Below are 22,358 nucleotides of genomic sequence, written 5' to 3' on the forward strand. Positions count from 1 at the left end.
AAAGCAAGAAATAATCACTCTGTTTGAGGACAAAAAAGACGGTTTTAAGTGGATCCAATACGCCGCAAATGGGTGGATCTATTAGGGTGCCAATCGACATCTATCATCCCGGCTGATAACAGAAGATTTAATCACTTATCCCACCAATTCGACATGGTAGTAATAACTTGCGTTATGATACTTTTACCCGAAATCAACCTCATGCCTCACCGCTCGCTTTACAGCTCTTTACTAAGATATCTTTCAAGATCCGATGTTCCAGAGTTAAGTCAGCGAATATCGCTTTCAGCCATTTGATATCTGAAGCTTCAATACCACAGTATTTAAATTTGAAGTTGTGGTTCGTTGCATCCGAGATACCGTGCTCACGATAAACTTCTTTGACTACTCTACCTGCTTTCACTTCGTTAGAGGATTTTCACGTTTTGCGATTCTGTGTAACGGGCGCTTTCATCAAAAGTTATTGTTTCTTGGCGCAGTTCACGCCGAAGAACTCTAAAAAGTTTACTGTTAAATTAGGGGGATGTTTACGAATGTTTAAAGTTCTTGATAACCATACAGGCAAAGAATTTGATTTACCAGTGAATAACAAGCGTAATATTGAGTATTGGTACGTTGCCAAACAAAAGTAGAATAAGCAAAAGTATGAAGGGCACCTCAACAAAATTAATTTTTAGTCGTCTGGAAGACGAACTTATTTACGTGGGGATGTGGCCCGTAACGATGTGCTTAAGTCTACTATCTAAGCGTAGATTCAAGTTTTGTGTGCGCGTATGCCAGACTCCAGCAATGGGCATTGTCTGCCTATATGAAGAATATGCGGCATACGCTAAAAATGGATGTCTACTTTTCGTGAGTAAAAACAATACCTTCAGTATTGTATAACTTACAGGAAAGCCCTTCGTATAGAACAATACACGCTTTATAGCGCTTGCGTAACTAAACTAAGCTCTCTTAACTAATTTAGCGTGACATCCAAAAAACTAATTATTACAAGCCTACATTAAGAGAGTATTTATCTCTGTAAAACAGCTTTAATCTATTTAAGCTAGCCTTAAGTTCGATTGAAGAAGCTATTTACACCACAAATAACTTTCTCAACTTCGTCATTATTCATTCCAAAAAACAGAGGTAACCTCACTAGTCTTTCACTTTCGCTAGTCGTATACACATCTTTGCTATGGAAATCGCCAAATGTCAAGCCTGCTGGAGATGAATGCAACGGAACATAGTGAAAAACTGCCATAATGCCCTGTTCTTTCAGATGTGCAATAAACTCTGTTCGCTCTGATAAATCTTTGAGCTTTACATAAAACATGTGAGCATTGTGTTCACAGTGTTCTGGAATCTGCGGTAGCTCTAGAGAGCAACTCTCTTGTAAGTGTAAGAAAGCTGACTTGTAACTGTCCCATATAGCCAACCTAAAATTGTTTATTGTGCTAACATTCTGAAGTTGCCCCCATAGAAACGCAGCTTGCAACTCACTCGGTAAATAACTACTTCCGACGCTAACCCAAGTATACTTATCTACTTGACCTCTAAAAAATTGACTTCTGTTAGTACCCTTCTCTCGCATTATTTCGCTTTTTAATACTAAACGGTCATCATTTAATATGAGCAAACCGCCTTCGCCGCCACTTGTATAATTCTTTGTTTCATGGAAGCTATAAGCACCAATATGCCCTATCGTACCTAACGGTTTTCCTTTATATGTACTCATCATTCCTTGAGCTGCATCTTCTATGACATAGAGGTTATACTGCTCTGCTAGATTCATTATTTTATCCATTTCACATGCTACCCCAGCATAATGGACAGGGACGATTGCTTTAGTTTTATTGGTTATAGCGCTCTCTATTTTTTCTTCGTCGATATTGCAGGTATCCGGTCGAATATCCACAAAAATAATTTTCGCTCCTCTAAGCACAAATGCATTAGCTGTACTTACAAAAGTATAACTTGGCATGATCACTTCATCGCCAGGCTTTATATCTATGAGCATAGCAGCCATTTCTAATGCAGCAGTACAAGATGGTGTCAGAAGAGTTTTTGCAGGATAAAGCTTTTTATTGAACCAATTCTGACACTTTTGAGCGAAAGGACCATCCCCTGAAATCTTTTCACTCCTAATTGCTTCTAAAACATACTCTTGTTCACTTCCTGTGACTGGGGGCTTATTAAATACGATCATTTTTCACACTCTAGGTATTTTTTTTCTAAGTTAAGAAGATCTCTACTACGCTCTTTGATTTTTCTCGAAGGTGAGCCTACATTGATTGACCAAGGCTCTGTACTTTTGATAACCAAAGAATTGGCTCCTATGGCACTTCCCTCTGAAACTTCGACTCCAGGCATGATTATAGAACCAGCACCTACTATTGAATGCTTACCAATAGAAACAGCTTCAAATATTTCGGCTTTATATTTTTTAGGGATGGTCGAATTTACCATTGTCTTGCCGCTATAATCATCTGATTGTGCAAATACTTTAACTCCATATGCAAGTGCAATGAAATCTCCGATAATAATTCCCGGACTTCCACCTGCAACTAAGCATTGTGGAGTAATATGCGTATTTCTACCGATAACTACATTACCTGATACAATGCAGAAGTCGTCAATTCGAGAGTTATCTCCTATCTCAATTTTATGACAATCATATATCGCGGCTTTGTCACTAATCTTTACATTTGAACCTAGTCGCTTAAATCCCATACTAAGCAATTCTTTATCGCTCAAATAAGCCATGAAGACTCCTTCTTTCAAAATTGTAAAATGCTCTGCAAATGTTATCGACCATTGATCTGCCGACAGCTACTCTTGAATGTGTCTTACTTAATGCTCCAAGCTGCTTTCTGTGTAACTCAATCAGAGCTTTTTCATCACACATTAACTTTGATATTTCATATATATAGCTACTTAAGTCATCGAATGAAGCATCTGCGATAAAGGGCGTAGCATCGGCACCTGAGAAAACTACTGCCGGAACATTGCAAAAAACAGCATAAGCAATGCTTATGCCGCCACCAGTTCGGGGCGGATTAATATAAAGATGACTAACGGAGTAAGCGAGCTTCAAGTTTTTTTCATATTTCTTGAACACTATCTGATCTACAACGCCCAACTCGGTGGCTCTAGCAATGACTCGGCGTTCATTTGCATTCCCAATAATCAGCCAACACAATTTTTTATTTTCCACAGCAATAAGCTTCAACACGGATTCTAAGAAGTCTTCCGTCAATTCCAAATCTAAACGGGCACCTACGGTAACCATAACGAAGTCATAATCGGCGCCTAGATATTCTTTGGGAGTTACTTTTTCATCTGGCGACATCAGTATGTACGGACTGTGTTGCAACGCTATTTTTTGCTCGAAAAAAGGGTCTCTCAGACGTTCTTCAACTACTTCATTCATGAAAGATAAGTACAGATCACAAGCATACGTTGGGTTGTCATTTTTGTTTGTCTGAAGATAAATTGAAGGAAGTTTTTCGTGTAAAAGATCTGAGTAGAGATAGCTCCCATATGCGCTAAAATACAGTGAAACATCAGGGCAAAAAACCTCAATTTTTTGAATAAATTCTGCTGTTTCGTAAGGGCGTAAGTACTCTATTTCAACACAATCATCCAAACCTGCCTCTGAGAGCATTTCTAAATGAGCTTTTTCGAAGAACCTAGAATTGTGTTTCGGTCCCCCATTTAAATGAAAGACATTAAAAAATATTTCATCCGTGACCATAATACAAAACTTTATCTTCGGCATTACCGACTTCAAAGCAATCATATAGTCACGTATAAATGTTACATAAGAGCTATTCTTACCCAAAAAGGCAGGAGCAACTATCAGTATATTTCCTAGTTTCCTTTCCAGAGTAAGACTCACAAAATGCTGTTTGCTCAGTTCACTTTTTATTAAAGATAAAATGTTTTTAAATGTCTGATTATCAACATATCTATGCCTTCTTCCGTACATTATGTAGGCATAGATTCGTTCAAAAGAAAGCCCCTTTTCTCTAAAGAGTTCAATTAGGCCGTCGAATTGCTCTAGTGCCGTCTTTCCAGATAATATGGAAAACAAACAATCATCGTCAAGCAACTCATTAAACTGGTCTTTCTCAAATAAGCTTTTCCAATTTAGTTTTTCACCAGTTTTGTCAATTTGATAATTGATTAAGTAAAAAAATATTTTTCGGTCTTGCGTTGAAAGGCTTTTATAGTTTCTGTTATTTAATGATATTTTCCCAAATACTGAAGTAAATTCATTTTCGAATATTTCAAAATCTGGAATTATACCTTTTGAATGCACATTCAAAAATAAAGCACAACTACTAACACACTTCTTTATCGCGAACTTTAAGTAACCCCTTAACTCTTTAAATTGGCACCACCGAACGACCAATTCAGACTCCACGACTTGTAGACTATTTTTGAAGGTCAAAGCCTCTAAAAATACTTTTGCCTTATCCACGTTATTTTCGACGACTTGTAGGATACTCAAGCCATGGTAAGCCACTCTATGATCTTTCTTATTTAAACACAGTAAATTATGATACTCATCAACAGCAGCTTCAACGTCGTTACAAGCTCTGAGCGAATTCGCCTTCACTACAAGTAGATCATATGAAGGTGAATCCTCAAGTTCTAAAATTAAATCTAGGCAAAGCGAATATTCTTTTGCGTTGTATGCTTGATAAATTTTTTCAGACACAGTTAGGACTCACTTGAGAAAAATAAAGCTCTTTGTATTTTTGAGCCATCTGACTATTAGTTGACGAAATTTCCATCGTAGATAAAATGCTAGTTTTATCCTTGATAGATTCACGAAAGTTTGTTGAGTACAAGAATTTCAATATTTCTGGTGTGGTTTCTGGCACTACCCAGCCAGCTCCAGAGCTGTCAACCCTCGATGCAACCGTTGGGAAGTTCGTTACTAAAGCTGCAATTCCAACAGACCACAATTCAGTTAGCGTATGACACCATGTTTCATTCCAAATAGAAAATACAGCTCCAACATGAGGCGCTATTTCAGCTACTCGTTTGGAAAAGTCTTCTCTTTTGTATTCTCCGTGTAAAATCAAATTTTTGTGTCTAAAATCAAAACTTGCACGGCCTAAAACGTGAAACTCGATCTTACCCTCAGTATCCTCTTTCAGCAACTGCTCAATCAACTTGCTACCCTTCGGCTCGCTGATATTTCCAGGAACAAGAATTCTTAATTTTTCACCTTGAACATAGGGTGCAGCTAACTGCTTAATAGTTGAAAAGTTTCGACCATGAGGAATTACGTGAAATTTATCTCTATCGACGTTCAAGCTTTTGAGAATGATTTCTCTGCCACTATTATGGGTCGTTATGAATCCGTCGCAAACAGCGACTGCCGATTCAAATTTGGTGCGCCAATTATTTACCCAGTTATTCTTCAGCTTTGGGAAAGCAGTTTTGGGCCACAACTCAGGAGTACAGTCTCCATTAGTCTTAGTACATTTGCCGCCACAGAATTGTTTATTATTGTCAAGCAACTTAACTGTCGGGCAGATAGAGTAATAGTCATGAAATGATAGAAACGTTCTTGCTCCGCTTTCTTTTGCTATTCTCGGAAGGTTTATAGAGTGCCATGCTAAGTGACGAATATGAACTATTTCAAAATCGTAATTCACAAGCCAAGTCAATACAACTTGGTCATACTCGACAGAATCGTGCGTCAAGGGATCAACATCTTCTTTTAAGGCATGTTTAGCGATAAGGATATCGTTTCCGTTTGGGTTCACTTTGTACAATGATATTATTTTGCTGTCGCAATGGAGTAACCACGGTTCAATTTCGGAACTCAAAGCTCCCATTAAATCCCGATTAGTCTGAGGAGTCCCTCCTGTTAACGTTGAGATTACAAATAAGCCTCGCGGAAGAATAGGTGATGTGACGTCTTTTAAAGCTAGTCCGGCTTGATATCTTGCTAAACTAATTAGCGGGCTCTCTGAAAATACCGCTGTTGATTTTTTATAATCTGGGTATCGTTCATCAACGATTTTTCTACCAGCAGCCATTAACTCTGTTTTAGCTTCACCAAAACTTTTATTACGATCGTGAAAGACATATGTCCTATCGTCTATAACGTTACGCCAACCGCTTTTACGTGCGCGCATGCAAAAATCATTTTCTTCACCATAACCTCTTGGAAAGGCGTCTGAATCTAGCGCACCAATTTCGTCTATACAACGTCTTCTTACATACATACAGAAGCCATTGCCTGTGGGTACCGTTGGGTAAAATCCAAAAGACCGTCTTCTGAACGCCAGAGCATAATCTTCCTCTTTTACGTTTGAAGGAAGATCGTTTTCGTTACCAATTCGAGGTGCAGAAAAAGCCCCTGCACGATCTGACATAGGAGTAACGGTTGCAATCTTATAATCTGAAACTAAGGCACGCTGAAGACCTTGTAGCCAACGAGGTGTTACTCGAGCATCGGAATTAAGAAAAACAACATCATTTCTTCCTGCCAATTCAATCCCGCGATTTACAGTTTTTGTAAACCCTAAATTAATATCGTTGTGAAAAACTCGAAAACTTTTTTCTAACTCGGCCTTTTCTAGAATTTCGTAGATTCGCTGATCGGTACTTCCATCGTTGATTAGAATAATGTCAACATCTTCAGGGGTATAACATTTCAAACGTTCAATGCAAGTTTGTAAATCCTCGGCCGCATTATAGATCGGAACGATAATGGACACCTGTGTGGAAATAGATTGCGTTATTCGGGTTGAATAGAGGGATGGCCTTTGTTTTTCTAAAAATGTTGATATAAAACAGCTGCCACATGGCCATTTAACTTCAATTCTATTAGAGTCCTTCTGTAGTAATTCAGAAGGAATTGAAAATTTAATACCACCAAGTCCATCTGACTTTTTATGGCGTTTAAGATCTCCTCTGGTAACATTGTTTTTAATTTTACAAAAGAATACATCATCAACAAAAACTTCAAGATTAAATATTTCAGAGGAGTTTCCTTTACTAACAGCCCACCCAATAATTTGATTGTCTATCACTTTTTCAAGTCTACCTTCATAATTAGAAGTTTGTTTGACTATTGTTGGCTGTTTGGAAACCGGAATAGATTCTATATCCTTAGGCGTACTGACATTATCTTTTTTTATCGTAACTGGAATATTTGAATTGTTCGAATTCTTGTTCTCAAGTCTTAATTTTGACAGCTTAATATTCACTGAGATAAGAGAGCTGAGTTTTGGGTTCTCTTTAATTGCTTGTTGATAAAGTTCTATAGCTTTTTTGTAATTATTTTCTTTAAAAGCCAAGTTTCCCTTAGTTAACAGACTCATTGTACTTTCCTAATATTTTATCTTTTTGATTTTTATGTCGACGATTGTTAAGGGTTCGTTCATTTCATTTTTTTCCCTTTCTAAATCTCCAATTGGTTGCTCATTCTTTTGAACTAGGAGACTCAGAATTTTTTCATTGTGCCAACGACACTTATCTAAAATAGGTTCTGCATAGCCTATTGAGTAGCTATACAAGACCTGTGTTGACGAAGACGAATATTCGTAATTTGGCGCGAGCAAAGTCGTAAGCATTAACTGCCTTGCATGCCCTTCGCTGCTATGAACTACAAAAATGTTATCATCATCATCTATCACTAAATCTGGCCTTGAAATTGGAATGGGAAGTGTTCCACCACCTTCCAAATTGAACTCTCTAGTTCGGCGTGAAATATTCTGACTCTTCCATGTCTTGCCATCAAAAAAGATATGCTTATATTGTGGTATTTGCTCCTCATCATTTGCATAAGTAACTATATGAGGACGACCAAGACTATCTAAGGCCATATTTGTTTGATTGATTAAATTTGAACAAGGTGGAAGAGCGTATATCGTTTCACTATTCACTTGAGTTATTGGCAACTTATATTTTTTTCCGTTGCTAGTTAGCCAACTAAAGCCGTCATCGTATGAAACAGCGTACCCTATATTTACGTTGTTCACATGTTGACTATCTTCGAAGTAGTCGGTTCGCCAACAGTAGCTAAGATGCAAATCGCCATTTTTACCTCTTACAGGTTTGTTCCAATAGGCATTGCTCGTCCATGGACTATTTGCAGAACCACTTAATATTACATTTGGACAGTCCACCCACTTTTGTAAATGTTCGTCATACCATTTCAAAAACGCAGTGCCACTTTTCCAACTACCATCACGATACAACATCATTAATGGCGCGTTACTTTTGGGCAATATAAACGATGGGTAGGTGACTTTTATTTCGTTAGAAAAAGTCATCGGAATCTCACTAGTCCAATCATCTATAGATTTAGGTTTGAGGGAACGTCTATATCTTAGCTTCGAACTATGATGATCATAGGACAAATGAATTCTCTTATTTCTATCATACCCAATACTAATACTATTATGTGCATCTGATAGGTTATACTCGCCATCCAAATCGAAGTTTTCGATAGTGTCATTTACTAAGTCCCTCTTGATTATTCTTAGTGTATTCCTATTTAAATAAAATGCGGTTATTTGCACATCATCAATAGTTAGAATACCTTCACTTCGAAAGATAACGGTATTGACCGAAGTATTCGCAAACCCTAAACCTAAAGGCAATTCATTGATAATTTCAATCGACACGCTATGAGCAACCGTCTTCCCTTCACTAGATCCCGCTATGCAAAGCTCTTTTGAATAAATACGAGCGAGTTGCGATATTTCATCTGATATAGCACTTGTCTCTTGCAATGAATTTTGCAAAAAAAGTTTTCTAAATTCGATATCTTCTAAAAAAAATAAAAGAACACGATCTTGGGACGTTCCGTTTTTCATTAACGAACGAACTATCGAGAGTGCTTGCTCGTTATTATCATTTATAAGAAGCTTTCTTGCTGCAGCCAGTTTTTCAATAGAAGTAGAACTGGACCTCTTATCATTTTTTTTGAATGACGAATGATTTTCTATTACGATTTGCAGAAATTTTGATAACATTATTTTTACGTTCTATGGTTGTCCAATTTTCTTATCTTCTTCAAATAGAACTTTTAAAAATTCGATCTCCTTGACTAAAATATCGATTTCTTCCCTATATAAATTTTTAAGCAATAGATTTTCTCTGTCTTTAAAATCAATTAGTTGTCTTTCTTTACGATGTATTGTCAACTCTCTTTTTGTAGATATTAGATAAGCGTTCAAGGCGGCAACTTCATCTTCTAAAGATGATATTAGAATGGCTTCGTTGGAAACATCACCTTGCTCGTTAGTTAAACTTCTTTCTATTGATGAGATATCATGTTGCTTTTTGAATGTGATGCATTGGAATTCAAAAGTAGGCTCTTCAGTTGCGATACACTTGAAACCAGAGTCTGCAAACCAATGAATAATATCCTTAGAATTTGGAGTATCTTTTACTAGATCATCAGTAAAGATCCTGCATGAAATAAACGAAAATTTTGAAAATGTTTCAGACGTCTTTAAGTCGTTGAGCAGGCCGATATCCGTCAATGGTAAATCTAGTATCAAAACATTCTCATCTTTAGTAATTAGAGAAGTTTTAGATAAATAACCTGATACTGATTCAGCCTTGACGTTTCTTTTCGATGAGGTCGTCAAAAACGGAAACAGCGAACTTGATGACTCAAAATCATCGAATCCGTTATAGCTTCGATCATTAAATTCATAGAAAGTAGTTATGTTGGAAGAACATCCCAAGACCGCTTCAAAACTATTAATGAAATTTGTATCAATGAAAGTCAACCCTATTTTATCTATTTCATTATTATCTCCACAAAACAAAGTAACTTTTGAGGCTTTAGAGAAAATCGAGCTTTCGACATGTCCATTGCTAAAATAGACAAGCATATCAATGTAGCTTTCATCTAGATGTTTATAAAACGACCACATTGCTAATCATCCTTGCTACTAACATTCGAAATGCCGGTACTATTAAACTTTCTGTTTTCTGAAAGACCATATTCTAAATAATGTACTAAAGGATTAAAACCATGTTGCGCAACATCAAGGTGATCGCGTAAATAACTCATTGAATCAAAAGCAGAGCTTGGATTTTTCCCTTCGTAAACCCCTATTAGAAGATAGTGAACTGCAGATTTTAAATTTAGATCATTCGAAGATAGCTGTGACAAGTAATAAGTTTCATCAAAAAGTGAACTTTGCTCTATCTTTTTAGCCTGATCGTTTGTCTTTTTTTGAAATTTTCTATCTTTCTTCCATAAGATTAAATTTGTGGATATTAGATTAGCTTTAAACCAGGCTTCAAGTCCACGCGAAGAAGTTGCCTGAACCTCCGATTTAGCTTGTAAGTTAGATAAGTTCTTTTGTGATAATTCAAAAAGTTCTTGAGTTGAATAGAGAGAATCTAAAATTAAATCGTTCTCTGATTTAACGCTCTCGAAATTACATTGCGCAGCATTTAATTTTTCATTGAGAAAAGTTACTTCGGCCTCTAGTTCAATTATTTTCGCTAATTGCTTATCTAATTTTACTTGATTATTTTTTAAGTTTTCATTATAGGACTTTTGGGTTTTGTGGTTATCCGATATGAATCTTTTGTTTTTTTCTATTAAAGATAAATGCTCTTCTTGTAACTCGTGCAGTGATTCGATTAATTCAGTGTTTTCAGTTTTAAGTGTACTTACTTCTTTTATTAGTTCTTCCCTTGCAGATTGCTCAAGCCTTTCTTTGTTTTTTAGGTTGTTGAGTTCGCCATTCAACAGCTTTTCGTCGGTCATCATAGCTGTGATGAAAGTATTATAATATTTTGTTGTTATAGTGAGCTTTTCATTAATCGCAGAAAGTCTCTTATTACTTTCAACAATGAAAAATGCCCTAAGAGCATTGATTTCTTCTATTTTGCTGCTCTCAAGTATTTTGAGATCTTGGTCATTATTTTTTTCTAATAAATGCAGCTCAGTATTTATCACTTCAGTGGAAATAAGCTGTATTCTTTCATAATTTGACTTATAAAGTTCTAGAAGCTCATTGAAAAAACTACATAGTTCTTCCTGTAAGGAACCAATATCTATTCTCTGGCCTTTTTGAAGTATCTTTGAGATTGCTATAGTAGGACTGTCAAATATTACTTTAAACAACTCCTTACTTTTTTCTATCTCTTTTCGTAATTGTTTAATCGAGCTAATTTTTAACGGAAAACTAGCAAATTCCTCTGTTTCAGTAGAATTAGATATTTCTATGCCTAATAAGACTAGCATTTTCAATCCTTTTTTCTTCTAGTATTAGTTCATTATAACTCAGAGCTTGAACACAATATATCAGTTACAAATCATTTAAAAACAAAAAACCCGGCCTAAGCCGGGTTTTTTAAACTCTGATTACTCAGAATTGAGAGTATTAATTACTCTTCAGTTGCTTCTACTGCTTCTTCTTCAGCTTCTACAACTGGACGGTCAACTAGCTCAACATATGCCATTGGGGCATTGTCGCCAGCACGGAAACCGCATTTAAGAATGCGAGTGTAGCCGCCTGGACGAGCTTCGTAACGAGGACCAAGCTCGTTGAATAGTTTACCTACAACCTCTTTGTCACCAGTGCGGGCGAAAGCTAGACGGCGGTTTGCAACGCTGTCTTCTTTAGCCATAGTGATTAGAGGCTCGATTACGCGACGTAATTCTTTCGCTTTTGGTAACGTAGTTTTGATCACTTCGTGCTTGACCAAAGAACCGGCCATGTTTTTGAACATAGCTTGACGATGGCTGCTGTTGCGATTCAACTGACGACCACTCTTACGATGGCGCATAGTTTTATCCTTCTCTACAAATCAGTTTGATAAAAACCTGATTAATCTTTTTCAGCGATGCTCTCTGGCGGCCAGTTTTCTAGGCGCATACCTAGAGAAAGACCACGAGATGCTAGAACATCTTTGATTTCAGTTAGCGATTTCTTACCAAGGTTTGGCGTTTTAAGTAGCTCAACCTCAGTGCGCTGTACCAGGTCACCAATGTACTGGATAGCTTCTGCTTTCAAACAGTTTGCAGAACGTACTGTCAGCTCTAGGTCATCTACTGGACGAAGCAGAATCGGATCGAATTCTGGCTTCTCTTCTTTCGCTTCTGGCTCAGACACATCACGTAAGTCTACGAATGCATCTAGCTGTTCAGCTAGGATAGTAGCAGAACGGCGGATCGCTTCTTCAGGATCCAAAGTACCGTTCGTCTCCATGTCGATGATTAGTTTGTCTAGGTCTGTGCGTTGTTCAACACGAGCAGACTCTACACTGTAAGCAATACGTTCAACTGGGCTGTATGAAGCGTCTACTAACAAACGACCAATTGGACGATCATCTTCTTCAGAGGAGCGACGGGTAGAAGCTGGTACATAACCGCGACCCATTTCTACTTTAATGCGCATGCTGATTTCAGCTTCGCCAGTTAAAGTACAAATAACGTGGTCAGGGTTTGTAATTTCTACGTCGCCATCATGCTGAATATCACCAGCAACAACAGGGCCAGCGCCAGATTTCACTAGAGTTAGGGTTGCCTCAGTTTTACCTTCAAGGCGAACCGCTAAACCTTTAAGATTTAGCAAGATTTCAATTACGTCTTCCTGAACACCTTCTTTGGTGCTGTACTCGTGAAGAACGCCGTCAATTTCTACCTCGGTAACTGCACATCCTGGCATAGATGACAGTAAAATACGACGTAGGGCGTTACCTAGAGTATGGCCAAAGCCGCGCTCTAGTGGTTCCAAAGTTACTTTGGCACGAGTAGGAGAAACGTTTTCGATCTCAACTAATCTCGGTTTTAGGAATTCAGTCACAGAACCCACAATGCTTCCTCTTTAGTTAGCTTTACTTAGAGTAAAGTTCGACGATCAACTGTTCGTTAATTTCCGCAGACAGGTCAGTTCTTTCAGGAACGCGCTTGAAAGTGCCTTCCATTTTGCTGCTGTCTACTTCAATCCAGGTTGGCTTCTCACGTTGGTCAGCCAGTTCCAAAGCAGCAACGATACGCGCTTGCTTTTTAGCCTTTTCACGAACAGAAACCACGTCTTCGGCAGAAACGTTAAACGATGGGATGTTCACAACTTGACCATTTACCATGATCGCCTTGTGGCTAACTAGCTGACGTGCTTCAGCACGAGTGCTAGCGAAACCCATACGGTAAACTACGTTATCAAGACGCTGTTCTAAAAGCTGTAGCAAGTTTTCACCTGTGTTGCCTTTTAGACGTGCAGCTTCTTTATAGTAGTTGCGGAATTGCTTTTCCAGTACGCCGTACATACGACGAACTTTTTGTTTTTCACGCAGCTGAACACCGTAGTCAGACAGACGGCCACGACGGGCACCGTGCTGACCAGGCGCTGTATCGATTTTACATTTAGAATCGATTGCGCGAACGCCGCTTTTTAGGAACAGGTCAGTTCCTTCGCGACGGCTAAGTTTGAGTTTTGGACCCAAATATCTTGCCATGATCTTTCTCCAACTGTCCGTCGATTAAACGCGACGTTTTTTCGGTGGACGACAACCGTTGTGAGGAATAGGGGTCACATCGGTAATGTTTGTGATCTTATAACCTGTAGCGTTAAGAGCACGGATCGCAGACTCACGGCCTGGACCTGGACCTTTAACGAAAACTTCAAGGTTCTTAAGACCGTATTCTTGTGCAGCAACACCTGCACGCTCAGCAGCTACCTGTGCAGCAAATGGGGTAGATTTACGTGAACCACGGAAACCTGAACCACCAGATGTCGCCCATGCTAGTGCATTGCCTGAACGGTCTGTAATAGTCACAATTGTGTTGTTGAAAGACGCATGGATATGAGCCATACCGTCTGCAACCTGACGTTTAGCGCGCTTACGCGTGCTACGAGCTGGTGCTTTAGCCATAACTTACTCCCCGTTTACTTCTTAATTGGCTTACGAGGACCTTTACGGGTACGCGCATTAGTTTTAGTGCGCTGACCACGTAGAGGCAAGCTACGACGGTGGCGAATACCACGGAAGCAACCCAGGTCCATCAAACGTTTGATGCTCATAGAGACTTCACGGCGTAGGTCACCTTCAACGGTGAATTTAGCCACTTCGTCACGAAGCTTATCAATAGTAGCTTCGTCTAGCTCTTTGATTTTTGTATTTTCTGCAACACCAGCACCCGCACAAATGCTTTTCGCACGTGTGGGACCAACGCCATAGATCGCTTGGATAGCGATTACAGCATGCTTGTGCTCAGGAATGTTAATGCCAGCGATACGGGCCATTAACAGCACTCCTCTTGTTTATTTGTCGACGACCTAAAAAGCCCGATAGGATACTTACCCGTCGACTAAATTGCAAATTAAGGTTCAAAATACTTTAAAACAAAACTAGCAGAACCAGACAAGTACTATCTAGGTTCTGCTTACTTAGCTTTGCGAATATCTTGTTCCGCTTAGATTAGCCCTGACGCTGCTTATGCTTTGGGTCAGAACTGCAAATTACACGCACAACACCGTTGCGCTTGATAACTTTACAGTTACGGCAAATCTTTTTTACTGATGCACGAACTTTCATTACATCTTTCCCCTTTCTATCAATATTAAGGGGCTAACTTATCGGCCGTAGCCTTTAAGGTTAGCTTTCTTCAGCACAGACTCATATTGACTAGACATCAAATGTGTCTGTACTTGTGCCATAAAGTCCATGATAACTACTACGATAATGAGAAGCGACGTACCACCGAAGTAGAACGGCACATTCCAAGCAATTAGCATGAATTCAGGCACTAAACAAATAAAGGTTATGTACAGTGCGCCAGCCAGTGTAAGGCGAGTCATTACCTTGTCAATGTATCGTGACGTTTGTTCACCCGGGCGGATGCCTGGGATGAACGCGCCAGACTTCTTCAAGTTATCTGCAGTATCACGCGGGTTGAATACCAACGCCGTGTAGAAAAAGCAGAAGAAGATAATCGCAGCTGCGTATAACATCACGTACAGCGGTTGACCAGGAGATAGCATAAGCGCTACATCTTGCAACCACGCTGTTGATTCATTCTGTCCGAACCACCCTGCGATGGTACCCGGGAACAGAATAATGCTAGAAGCAAAGATTGGTGGAATTACACCAGCAATGTTGACTTTCAGCGGTAAATGGGTGCTTTGCGCAGCAAAAACCTGACGGCCTTGCTGACGTTTTGCATAGTTTACCACAATTCTGCGCTGTCCGCGCTCTACAAATACAACTAGGTATGTAAGAGCGATAACAATCACGCCAATCAACAGTAGGAACAACAAGTTAATGTCGCCCTGCCTTGCTTGTTCCGCAGTCTGACCTATCGCTGTTGGCAGACCGGCAACAATACCAGCAAAAATCAATATAGAGATACCGTTACCAATACCTCGTTCGGTAATTTGCTCGCCCAACCACATAAGGAACATAGTTCCTGTGACTAGGCTCACTACTGCCGTAAAGTAGAATCCGAAGCCAGGGTTTATCACCAATCCATTAATCAGGTTAGGCAAACCAGTCGAAATACCAATTGATTGGAAGATAGCCAATACAAGCGTTAAATAACGCGTGTACTGACTAATTTTACGACGGCCTGCTTCGCCTTCTTTTTTAAGCTCCACCATCGGTGGGTGAACCACCGAGAGCAACTGCATGATAATGGATGCAGTAATGTATGGCATAATGCCCAAAGCCAGAACGGATGCACGCTCAAGCGCACCACCAGAGAACATGTTAAACATTTCTACAATGGTGCCTTTTTGTTGCTCGAACAAGTCAGCAAGTACAGCTGGATCGATGCCAGGGATAGGAACGTAAGAACCTAGTCTGAATACAACAATCGCACCAAGTACGAACAACAATCTTGCCTTAAGCTCACTCAAGCCGCTTTTAGCGCCTGAATCCAATCCTGGTTTAGCCATCTAGCTTATTCCTCTACTTTACCGCCAGCAGCTTCAATCGCTTCTTTAGCGCCTTTAGTAACCTTTAACCCGCTTACTGTAACAGCGCGTGAAACTTCACCGCTCTTAACAACTTTAACGAACTGGATTTCTTTCTTAACGATACCAGCTGCTTTTAAAGTCTCAAGAGATGCAGTATCACCATCAACCTTCGCGATTTCAGCAAGAGTTACTTGATCAGTAACAAAGCTCTTGCGTGAAGTGAAACCGAACTTAGGAAGACGACGCTGGATAGGCATCTGACCACCTTCGAATCCTGGCTTAACGCGGCCACCTGAACGGCTTTTTTGACCTTTGTGACCGTGGCCACTCGTTTTACCAAGACCTGAGCCGATACCACGACCAGAACGCTTACCAGTAGGCTTTGAACCTTCGGCTGGAGAAATTGTATTTAAACGCATGTCTTACTCCTCCACTATCTCAACCATGTAATATACACGGTTGATCATGCCACGAACGGCTGGGGTATCTTCCAGTTCACGAACATGGTTGATTTTACGAAGGCCTAAACCTTTAAGCGTAGCTTTGTGCTTTGGCAGACGGCCAATTGCACTTTTAGTTTGCTTTACTTTAATCGTTGCCATGTCTGATTACCCCAAAATTTCTTCTACAGACAATCCACGCTTCGCAGCAACTTTCGCCGGGCTGTTCATTTCTGTCAGCGCGTTGATTGTTGCACGTACAACGTTGATTGGGTTTGTAGAGCCGTAACATTTTGAAAGTACGTTTTGTACACCAGCTACTTCAAGTACTGCACGCATCGCACCACCGGCAATAATACCGGTACCTTCAGATGCTGGCTGCATGTAAACTTTAGAGCCAGAGTGACGACCTTTAATCGGGTGCTGTAACGTGTGACCGTTAAGGTCTACGTCAACCATGTTGCGACGTGCCTTTTCCATTGCTTTTTGGATTGCAGCAGGTACTTCACGTGCCTTACCGTAACCAAAACCAACGCGACCGTTACCGTCACCCACTACTGTCAATGCAGTGAAACTAAAGATACGACCACCTTTAACCACTTTAGATACGCGGTTTACGGCGATCAATTTCTCTAGAAATTCACCATTTTGAACGTCTTGTTTAGCCATTATAAACTCCTAGAACTGAAGACCAGCTTCGCGAGCTGCATCAGCTAATGCTTTAACGCGACCGTGGTATTGGAAACCACTGCGATCGAAAGCCACTGTTTTAATGCCTTTCTCAAGAGCGCGCTCTGCGATTGCTTTACCGACTACCGTCGCTGCTTCAGCGTTACCTGTAGACTTAAGATCTTTTGCAAGATCTTTCTCAACAGTTGAAGCCGCTGCCAACACTTCAGAACCGCATGGAGCGATTAGCTGAGCGTAGATGTGGCGAGGTGTACGGTTAACTACCAAGCGATGCGCGGCCAGTTCACGAATTTTTGCTCGTGCGCGAGTAGCGCGACGAATGCGAGCTGTTTTCTTATCCATCGTATCACCCACCTACTTTTTCTTAGCTTCTTTACGACGTACGTGTTCGTCAGCGTAACGTACACCTTTACCTTTGTAAGGCTCTGGTGGACGGTAACCACGAATGTTCGCCGCAACCTGACCAACCACCTGCTTATCGGCGCCTTTAACGACGATTTCAGTTTGGCTAGGAGTTTCAACCGTAATGCCTTCAGGCATTTCGTATGCTACAGGGTGAGAGAAACCTAGTGTAAGGTTTAGTTTGTTACCTTGTGCTTGTGCACGGTAACCAACACCTAACAACTGAAGTTTTTTCTCAAAACCTTCTGAAACACCTTGAACCATTGCGTTAAGGATAGAGCGCGCAGTACCAGCCTGTGCCCAACCGTCAACAAAGCCTTCACGTGGAAGTGCTTTAAGTTGGTTCTCTTCCTGTGCAACTTCTACAGCGTCGTTGAAAACGCGGGTCAAAGTGCCTTTACTACCTTTAACAGTAACTTCTTGACCAGAGATAGAAACTTCTACACCTGATACAACGTCTACTGGGGCTTTTGCTATACGTGACATTTCAACTCCTCCGTTATGCTACATAACCGATGATCTCACCGCCCATGCCAGCGTTACGCGCTGCACGGTCAGTCATCACACCTTTAGAAGTCGACACGATAGCTACGCCTAAACCACCCATAACCTTTGGAAGCTCATCTTTTTTCTTATAGATGCGCAGACCAGGACGGCTTACACGTTCGATAGTGTCAATTACTTGCTTGCCTTCGAAGTACTTAAGCGTAACTTCTAAAACAGGCTTAACGTCACCAGAAGCAGCGAAGTCAGTAATATAACCTTCAGCTTTCAATACTTCACAGATTGCAACGCGAAGTTTTGAAGAAGGCATAGTTACAGAAACTTTCTGTGCCATCTGGCCGTTACGGATGCGGGTAAACATATCCGCGATAGGATCTTGCATGCTCATTATCAGCTACTCCTTACCAGCTGGCTTTCTTAAGGCCAGGGACTTCACCGCGCATCGCTGCTTCGCGAAGCTTAATACGGCTAAGACCGAATTTGCGTAGGTAACCATGTGGACGACCAGTAACACGACAACGGTTACGTTGACGAGACTTACTAGAGTCACGTGGCAGTTGTTGTAGCTTCAGAACAGCGTCCCAACGCTCATCTTCAGAAGCGTTAACATCGCTGATAATCGCTTTAAGTGCGGCGCGCTTTTCAGCATACTTAGCTACTAGCTTAGTACGCTTAGCTTCACGTGCCTTCATTGATTCTTTTGCCATAACCCTACACCCCTACTTTTTGAATGGGAAGTTAAACGCGTCCAGCAGAGCACGTGCTTCTTCATTTGTATTCGCACTGGTAGTGATAGTGATATCCATACCGCGAACCTTATCCACTTTATCGAAATCGATTTCAGGGAAAATGATTTGCTCACGCACGCCCATGCTGTAGTTACCACGTCCGTCGAATGATTTAGGATTCAAACCACGGAAGTCGCGAACACGTGGGATAGCGATTGAAATCAAACGCTCTAGGAATTCCCACATACGCTCGCCGCGTAGGGTTACTTTACAGCCAATCGGATAACCTTCACGGATTTTAAAACCCGCTACTGATTTTCTAGCAACTGTAACAACAGGCTTCTGACCGGCGATAGCCGTCATGTCAGCTTGAGCATTCTCAAGTACCTTTTTGTCAGCAACTGCTTCACCTAAACCCATGTTTAGAGTGATTTTTTCAATCCGAGGGACTTGCATGACGCTTTTGTATCCGAACTGCTTAGCAAGTTCAGCTACTACTGTTTCTTTATAGAAATCATGCAGTTTCGCCATCGTACTCTCCAATATAATTAAACAAGTTCGCCGTTAGACTTGAAGAAACGTACTTTCTTCTCATCTTCGAAACGGAAACCAACGCGATCTGCTTTGCCCGTTGCCGGGTTAACAATCGCAACATTAGAAACGTGAATAGAAGCTTCTTTCTCAACGATGCCACCAGCTACGCCCAGTTGTGGGTTTGGCTTAGTGTGCTTCTTAACGAGATTAACGCCTTCTACAATTACACGGTTATCAGCAATAAGCACTTTAAGGACTTTGCCTTGTTTGCCTTTGTCTTTACCCGCTAATACGACTACTTCATCATCACGACGAATTTTATTAGCCATTATCGTGACTCCTTATAGTACCTCTGGGGCCAATGAGATGATTTTCATGAAGTTTTCACTTCTCAACTCACGGGTAACCGGGCCAAAGATACGCGTACCAATTGGTTGCTTGTTAGCATTAAGCATAACAGCCGCGTTACCGTCAAAACGAATGGTAGAACCATCTGCACGACGAACGCCTTTTCTAGTACGCACCACCACTGCATTCAGTACGTCACCTTTTTTAACTTTACCGCGAGGAATTGCTTCCTTAACAGTAACTTTGATGATGTCACCGATACCTGCATAACGGCGATGCGAGCCACCAAGAACCTTAATACACTGAACCCTGCGAGCGCCGCTGTTGTCTGCAACGTCCAGGTTAGTTTGCATTTGGATCATGTTAGTGCTCCGCTCTTAAAATTAAGACTCTCCCGAGTCGTTAGTGCTGCTAAAAACAACTGGATGTCGTTGCTTTTATGTACATACCCCCATAAAAAGGGCGCGAAATAATAACAGAAAAGATTGGGAAGTGATAGCGGTAAATTGAATTATTTTTAAACTATGTGCGCAATAAAAAAGCCCCGACTAAAAGTCGGGGCTGATAACCACGTCATAGGTTATCAAGCAGGATCTTTTAGGCGATTTTCATTACTTACAAGCTGCTTACTCAAGTGCCTGTAAAGGCACTCTTTCAACCGGCTTACACCAACAGGTTTTGATATGAAGTCATCCATGCCGGATTTCAAGCATTTTTCTTTGTCGCCGGTTAACGCGTTTGCGGTTAATGCAATTATTGGGATGTCCCGTGCCTTGTCTCCCATTGATCTAATTAGCTTCGTCGCCTCTAATCCATCCATTACAGGCATATGGCAGTCCATCAAAATGATTGTGTAGGGTGACTTTCCTTTTAATGCGCCTTTAACTTTTTCTACTGCCTCTTCACCGTTTTCTGCTAAATCGGCGGTAATACCTATCTCTTTTAGTTGCTCTTTAATGATACTCATGAGGATTTAGGCCCTTCCGGACAGCAAGTAAAAAGGCCAACGTTTTTAGCGTTGACCTTTTAAACTTACGTGAAATACACGCAGATGAAAGTTTTCACCCTTATCAATTAGTATAATAAATATACTAACCGACTAATAAAGCACGTTAATTTCATATCCCGTTGGCGTATCCGCTGGCTCAACAGTAACTATGTAGTTTTCTTCCTCTGTAAAGCCAAACAGCGCGGTTCTATCAAGCAGCACCTGCTCCTCGTTGTCATCTTCGTATACGGCAATCACTTCATAGTAGTCTGACGGCAGCACTTCACTGGTACTTTCAGCAAATTCAAGATTCTGTATATCGTACTCAGCAGTATCAATGGTTTCGTCATTTCTTACCAAGTAGAAGTCTACGTCATCAAAGTCGCTAACTAAGTTGATGAAGTTTACTGTCTTATCGTAGGCCTGAGGCAAACCACTTTCTACAAAGGTTGCTGCGCCTAATTTATTGTTGGTGTTGTAGATAAGAATAGCCTTACTCTCACCCTGATTAAGCGTAATTAGCTTGTTGCTCAGTGACGTTACTGTACCTGATGGGTCGGTTACGGTAACGCGATAATCGCCATAGCGGATAGTACTAAACTCAGACAACTCGCCCGCCGCGAGTGTAAAACTGACGTCCTCTTCATCAGTATTTCCACCAAAGGTAACCTGAAGCTCTGCATCTTGATTCGTAGAATTGTAAATACGATACTGTGAATCTGCTTCTACATCTGTAAGCGCTGTAACTGATGAAGAGTTAAGAATAGTGTCTACAACTAGCCCTTCTTGAATGGCGCCACTGACATCGCGCAGTGTCATTAGATACTCAGTTTCGTATACAAAATCGATGGTTTGTGATTCAAAGACAACATCGTCACTTCCTGGTTCGGTCAAATAAATCGTGTACTCGCCCTCATCGAAGTATTCACTGTCATCATCTGCATCCCAGAAGTCAAATTCAATCATGTCGCCCGTTGTAACCGTGCCAAGGAAGTTGGCTGCTTCAAACGGGTCGCCAGACTCACTCATGTAGAAATCATAAGAAGATTCATCTACTGCTACCGACAAAGCGAATAGGCGGAAGTGATCTTCCAATGTTTCGCGCTTATAGGAATAGGTAGTAAAAACGGGGTTACTAAAGTCACCACTCATAACAACAATGGCCTTATAACCGGTTTTTAAGTTAACGGTAATCTCGTCAATAAATACTTCTTGGTCGTCTGAATCAGTTCGAATGAACTCGAGTTCTAATTCTCCATCATCCATAGAGTACATTGACGTAGTATCACCAAATTGAGCAGAGCCAAAGCTATCGCCATCAACTTCACGCATTTCTACATTGGCACCGTTAGGCGAAGCGTTGTAAAACTGAATGTAAGCATACGAATAATCTGAGCTACTGCTGCCTGAGCCACCACAAGCGGTAAGCCCAAGCAGTGCAATAAGCCCAATTGCCACTGTTTGGAACCATGTTCCACGAAGCAAAGATTGAGAGGTCAATTGCATAAATTGAATGTCCTTTGAAGTTGTTCTTGGTTGGATAAAGCCTGCGTAAAAGCAAATAGGCACATGTAGAGAGTGCTGATCTTGGCACGCACAATACAGCGATATGGCTATGTGAATAGGGCTTAGTTCGCAGCTTTACGTCAACTTTGCAAAGCTGACCTTTCTTTATGGAAACTTGACATTCAAGCTTCTAAAAGTGCTGGTAACAGGCATAGATGTGCGAATAAACGTAAACAAACCGCGCACAAAACTGAAACAAAAAAAAGCCTGCATAAGCAGGCTTTAACTGTGTCTTAGGGAGACGGGATTA

At 40.7% G+C, this 22,358-nt stretch carries 26 protein-coding genes; all 26 read right to left on the reverse strand.

Translation table 11 applies throughout. The features are described from left to right. Nucleotides 1–1,054: 1,054 nt before the first annotated feature. The 26 genes from rffA to MHN09_RS15560 all read right to left on the reverse strand — a co-directional run bounded on the left by rffA (nucleotide 1,055) and on the right by MHN09_RS15560 (nucleotide 22,048). Nucleotides 1,055–2,191, reverse strand: coding sequence for a dTDP-4-amino-4,6-dideoxygalactose transaminase (gene rffA, locus MHN09_RS15435; RefSeq protein ID WP_168463556.1), 1,137 nt, complete (start codon nucleotides 2,189–2,191; stop codon nucleotides 1,055–1,057). Next, nucleotides 2,188–2,748 (reverse strand): acyltransferase, encoded by a 561-nt coding sequence (locus MHN09_RS15440; protein ID WP_168463555.1) that lies wholly within the window; start codon nucleotides 2,746–2,748, stop codon nucleotides 2,188–2,190. Before MHN09_RS15440 ends, rffA begins: the two co-directional genes overlap by 4 nt. Next, on the reverse strand, nucleotides 2,729–4,708 hold the full coding sequence (locus MHN09_RS15445) for a glycosyltransferase (RefSeq protein WP_168463554.1): 1,980 nt from the start codon (nucleotides 4,706–4,708) through the stop codon (nucleotides 2,729–2,731). Before MHN09_RS15445 ends, MHN09_RS15440 begins: the two co-directional genes overlap by 20 nt. Continuing rightward, on the reverse strand, nucleotides 4,701–7,334 hold the full coding sequence (locus MHN09_RS15450; protein WP_168463553.1) for a glycosyltransferase: 2,634 nt from the start codon (nucleotides 7,332–7,334) through the stop codon (nucleotides 4,701–4,703). The genes MHN09_RS15445 and MHN09_RS15450 overlap by 8 nt, the downstream gene beginning before the upstream one ends. Nucleotides 7,335–7,343: 9 nt before the next feature. After that, complete coding sequence (locus tag MHN09_RS15455; RefSeq protein ID WP_168463552.1) at nucleotides 7,344–8,993, reverse strand: BNR repeat-containing protein; 1,650 nt, start codon at nucleotides 8,991–8,993, stop codon at nucleotides 7,344–7,346. A 12-nt stretch (nucleotides 8,994–9,005) separates the two neighbouring features. Next, entirely contained in the window at nucleotides 9,006–9,905 is a 900-nt protein-coding gene (locus MHN09_RS15460; RefSeq protein WP_168463551.1) for a hypothetical protein, read from the reverse strand. Between the two features lie 2 nt (nucleotides 9,906–9,907). Continuing rightward, entirely contained in the window at nucleotides 9,908–11,233 is a 1,326-nt protein-coding gene (locus MHN09_RS15465; RefSeq protein ID WP_168463550.1) for a hypothetical protein, read from the reverse strand. Nucleotides 11,234–11,376: 143 nt separating this feature from the next. Next, nucleotides 11,377–11,778 carry a 50S ribosomal protein L17 gene (gene rplQ / locus MHN09_RS15470; RefSeq protein ID WP_012519212.1) on the reverse strand — a complete coding sequence of 134 codons (402 nt, stop codon included), beginning with the start codon at nucleotides 11,776–11,778 and terminating at the stop codon, nucleotides 11,377–11,379. A gap of 41 nt (nucleotides 11,779–11,819) precedes the next feature. Further along, nucleotides 11,820–12,809, reverse strand: coding sequence for a DNA-directed RNA polymerase subunit alpha (gene rpoA / locus MHN09_RS15475; RefSeq protein ID WP_039226687.1), 990 nt, complete (start codon nucleotides 12,807–12,809; stop codon nucleotides 11,820–11,822). Nucleotides 12,810–12,828: 19 nt separating this feature from the next. After that, nucleotides 12,829–13,449: a 30S ribosomal protein S4 gene (gene rpsD, locus MHN09_RS15480; RefSeq protein ID WP_012519214.1), complete on the reverse strand. Its 621-nt coding sequence runs from the start codon at nucleotides 13,447–13,449 to the stop codon at nucleotides 12,829–12,831. A gap of 24 nt (nucleotides 13,450–13,473) precedes the next feature. Beyond that, the gene (gene rpsK / locus MHN09_RS15485) at nucleotides 13,474–13,866 is read right to left on the reverse strand and encodes a 30S ribosomal protein S11 (RefSeq protein ID WP_012519215.1); all 393 of its coding nucleotides are present in this window, start codon (nucleotides 13,864–13,866) and stop codon (nucleotides 13,474–13,476) included. A gap of 14 nt (nucleotides 13,867–13,880) precedes the next feature. Then, complete coding sequence (rpsM, locus tag MHN09_RS15490; protein WP_012519216.1) at nucleotides 13,881–14,237, reverse strand: 30S ribosomal protein S13; 357 nt, start codon at nucleotides 14,235–14,237, stop codon at nucleotides 13,881–13,883. 175 nt (nucleotides 14,238–14,412) lie between these two features. Continuing rightward, complete coding sequence (gene rpmJ / locus MHN09_RS15495; RefSeq protein ID WP_012519217.1) at nucleotides 14,413–14,529, reverse strand: 50S ribosomal protein L36; 117 nt, start codon at nucleotides 14,527–14,529, stop codon at nucleotides 14,413–14,415. Nucleotides 14,530–14,567: 38 nt separating this feature from the next. After that, nucleotides 14,568–15,887 (reverse strand): preprotein translocase subunit SecY, encoded by a 1,320-nt coding sequence (gene secY, locus MHN09_RS15500; RefSeq protein ID WP_014977524.1) that lies wholly within the window; start codon nucleotides 15,885–15,887, stop codon nucleotides 14,568–14,570. Between the two features lie 5 nt (nucleotides 15,888–15,892). Then, the gene (rplO, locus tag MHN09_RS15505; RefSeq protein ID WP_014950906.1) at nucleotides 15,893–16,327 is read right to left on the reverse strand and encodes a 50S ribosomal protein L15; all 435 of its coding nucleotides are present in this window, start codon (nucleotides 16,325–16,327) and stop codon (nucleotides 15,893–15,895) included. Between the two features lie 3 nt (nucleotides 16,328–16,330). Further along, complete coding sequence (gene rpmD / locus MHN09_RS15510) at nucleotides 16,331–16,510, reverse strand: 50S ribosomal protein L30 (protein ID WP_014950907.1); 180 nt, start codon at nucleotides 16,508–16,510, stop codon at nucleotides 16,331–16,333. A 6-nt stretch (nucleotides 16,511–16,516) separates the two neighbouring features. Next, the gene (gene rpsE, locus MHN09_RS15515; RefSeq protein WP_012519221.1) at nucleotides 16,517–17,017 is read right to left on the reverse strand and encodes a 30S ribosomal protein S5; all 501 of its coding nucleotides are present in this window, start codon (nucleotides 17,015–17,017) and stop codon (nucleotides 16,517–16,519) included. A 9-nt stretch (nucleotides 17,018–17,026) separates the two neighbouring features. Further along, nucleotides 17,027–17,380 carry a 50S ribosomal protein L18 gene (gene rplR, locus MHN09_RS15520; protein WP_014950908.1) on the reverse strand — a complete coding sequence of 118 codons (354 nt, stop codon included), beginning with the start codon at nucleotides 17,378–17,380 and terminating at the stop codon, nucleotides 17,027–17,029. A gap of 12 nt (nucleotides 17,381–17,392) precedes the next feature. Then, entirely contained in the window at nucleotides 17,393–17,926 is a 534-nt protein-coding gene (gene rplF / locus MHN09_RS15525; protein ID WP_014950909.1) for a 50S ribosomal protein L6, read from the reverse strand. 13 nt (nucleotides 17,927–17,939) lie between these two features. Further along, the gene (rpsH, locus tag MHN09_RS15530) at nucleotides 17,940–18,332 is read right to left on the reverse strand and encodes a 30S ribosomal protein S8 (RefSeq protein ID WP_012519224.1); all 393 of its coding nucleotides are present in this window, start codon (nucleotides 18,330–18,332) and stop codon (nucleotides 17,940–17,942) included. A gap of 13 nt (nucleotides 18,333–18,345) precedes the next feature. Continuing rightward, nucleotides 18,346–18,651 (reverse strand): 30S ribosomal protein S14, encoded by a 306-nt coding sequence (gene rpsN / locus MHN09_RS15535; RefSeq protein WP_014950910.1) that lies wholly within the window; start codon nucleotides 18,649–18,651, stop codon nucleotides 18,346–18,348. Between the two features lie 12 nt (nucleotides 18,652–18,663). After that, on the reverse strand, nucleotides 18,664–19,203 hold the full coding sequence (gene rplE / locus MHN09_RS15540) for a 50S ribosomal protein L5 (protein ID WP_014950911.1): 540 nt from the start codon (nucleotides 19,201–19,203) through the stop codon (nucleotides 18,664–18,666). A 17-nt stretch (nucleotides 19,204–19,220) separates the two neighbouring features. Further along, nucleotides 19,221–19,535, reverse strand: coding sequence for a 50S ribosomal protein L24 (gene rplX / locus MHN09_RS15545; RefSeq protein WP_014950912.1), 315 nt, complete (start codon nucleotides 19,533–19,535; stop codon nucleotides 19,221–19,223). Nucleotides 19,536–19,547: 12 nt separating this feature from the next. Beyond that, the gene (gene rplN, locus MHN09_RS15550) at nucleotides 19,548–19,916 is read right to left on the reverse strand and encodes a 50S ribosomal protein L14 (protein WP_012519228.1); all 369 of its coding nucleotides are present in this window, start codon (nucleotides 19,914–19,916) and stop codon (nucleotides 19,548–19,550) included. Nucleotides 19,917–20,137: 221 nt separating this feature from the next. After that, nucleotides 20,138–20,521, reverse strand: coding sequence for a response regulator (locus MHN09_RS15555; RefSeq protein ID WP_239241360.1), 384 nt, complete (start codon nucleotides 20,519–20,521; stop codon nucleotides 20,138–20,140). Nucleotides 20,522–20,653: 132 nt separating this feature from the next. Then, complete coding sequence (locus MHN09_RS15560; RefSeq protein ID WP_239241361.1) at nucleotides 20,654–22,048, reverse strand: DUF4397 domain-containing protein; 1,395 nt, start codon at nucleotides 22,046–22,048, stop codon at nucleotides 20,654–20,656. Between the last annotated feature and the right edge of the window lie 310 nt (nucleotides 22,049–22,358).

Origin of the sequence: Alteromonas sp. MmMcT2-5, assembly GCF_022348315.1 — a bacterium.
In the GTDB taxonomy this organism is placed as follows: domain Bacteria; phylum Pseudomonadota; class Gammaproteobacteria; order Enterobacterales; family Alteromonadaceae; genus Alteromonas; species Alteromonas macleodii.

What these genes read in the sequence shown, in the direction of transcription:
- MHN09_RS15450 (WP_168463553.1), bottom strand. Translation starts at nt 7,334, where the DNA reads ATGAGTCTGTTAACTAAGGGAAACTTGGCTTTTAAAGAAAATAATTAC.
- rpsN (WP_014950910.1), bottom strand. Translation starts at nt 18,651, where the DNA reads ATGGCAAAAGAATCAATGAAGGCACGTGAAGCTAAGCGTACTAAGCTA.
- rpsM (WP_012519216.1), bottom strand. Translation starts at nt 14,237, where the DNA reads ATGGCCCGTATCGCTGGCATTAACATTCCTGAGCACAAGCATGCTGTA.
- rpsD (WP_012519214.1), bottom strand. Translation starts at nt 13,449, where the DNA reads ATGGCAAGATATTTGGGTCCAAAACTCAAACTTAGCCGTCGCGAAGGA.
- MHN09_RS15440 (WP_168463555.1), bottom strand. Translation starts at nt 2,748, where the DNA reads ATGGCTTATTTGAGCGATAAAGAATTGCTTAGTATGGGATTTAAGCGA.
- rplX (WP_014950912.1), bottom strand. Translation starts at nt 19,535, where the DNA reads ATGGCTAATAAAATTCGTCGTGATGATGAAGTAGTCGTATTAGCGGGT.
- rplF (WP_014950909.1), bottom strand. Translation starts at nt 17,926, where the DNA reads ATGTCACGTATAGCAAAAGCCCCAGTAGACGTTGTATCAGGTGTAGAA.
- rpmJ (WP_012519217.1), bottom strand. Translation starts at nt 14,529, where the DNA reads ATGAAAGTTCGTGCATCAGTAAAAAAGATTTGCCGTAACTGTAAAGTT.
- MHN09_RS15560 (WP_239241361.1), bottom strand. Translation starts at nt 22,048, where the DNA reads ATGCAATTGACCTCTCAATCTTTGCTTCGTGGAACATGGTTCCAAACA.
- MHN09_RS15460 (WP_168463551.1), bottom strand. Translation starts at nt 9,905, where the DNA reads ATGTGGTCGTTTTATAAACATCTAGATGAAAGCTACATTGATATGCTT.
- rplQ (WP_012519212.1), bottom strand. Translation starts at nt 11,778, where the DNA reads ATGCGCCATCGTAAGAGTGGTCGTCAGTTGAATCGCAACAGCAGCCAT.
- MHN09_RS15455 (WP_168463552.1), bottom strand. Translation starts at nt 8,993, where the DNA reads ATGTTATCAAAATTTCTGCAAATCGTAATAGAAAATCATTCGTCATTC.
- rpsK (WP_012519215.1), bottom strand. Translation starts at nt 13,866, where the DNA reads ATGGCTAAAGCACCAGCTCGTAGCACGCGTAAGCGCGCTAAACGTCAG.
- secY (WP_014977524.1), bottom strand. Translation starts at nt 15,887, where the DNA reads ATGGCTAAACCAGGATTGGATTCAGGCGCTAAAAGCGGCTTGAGTGAG.
- rpmD (WP_014950907.1), bottom strand. Translation starts at nt 16,510, where the DNA reads ATGGCAACGATTAAAGTAAAGCAAACTAAAAGTGCAATTGGCCGTCTG.
- MHN09_RS15465 (WP_168463550.1), bottom strand. Translation starts at nt 11,233, where the DNA reads ATGCTAGTCTTATTAGGCATAGAAATATCTAATTCTACTGAAACAGAG.
- rplN (WP_012519228.1), bottom strand. Translation starts at nt 19,916, where the DNA reads ATGATCCAAATGCAAACTAACCTGGACGTTGCAGACAACAGCGGCGCT.
- rplO (WP_014950906.1), bottom strand. Translation starts at nt 16,327, where the DNA reads ATGCGTTTAAATACAATTTCTCCAGCCGAAGGTTCAAAGCCTACTGGT.
- rffA (WP_168463556.1), bottom strand. Translation starts at nt 2,191, where the DNA reads ATGATCGTATTTAATAAGCCCCCAGTCACAGGAAGTGAACAAGAGTAT.
- rpsH (WP_012519224.1), bottom strand. Translation starts at nt 18,332, where the DNA reads ATGAGCATGCAAGATCCTATCGCGGATATGTTTACCCGCATCCGTAAC.
- rplR (WP_014950908.1), bottom strand. Translation starts at nt 17,380, where the DNA reads ATGGATAAGAAAACAGCTCGCATTCGTCGCGCTACTCGCGCACGAGCA.
- MHN09_RS15555 (WP_239241360.1), bottom strand. Translation starts at nt 20,521, where the DNA reads ATGAGTATCATTAAAGAGCAACTAAAAGAGATAGGTATTACCGCCGAT.
- rpsE (WP_012519221.1), bottom strand. Translation starts at nt 17,017, where the DNA reads ATGGCTAAACAAGACGTTCAAAATGGTGAATTTCTAGAGAAATTGATC.
- rplE (WP_014950911.1), bottom strand. Translation starts at nt 19,203, where the DNA reads ATGGCGAAACTGCATGATTTCTATAAAGAAACAGTAGTAGCTGAACTT.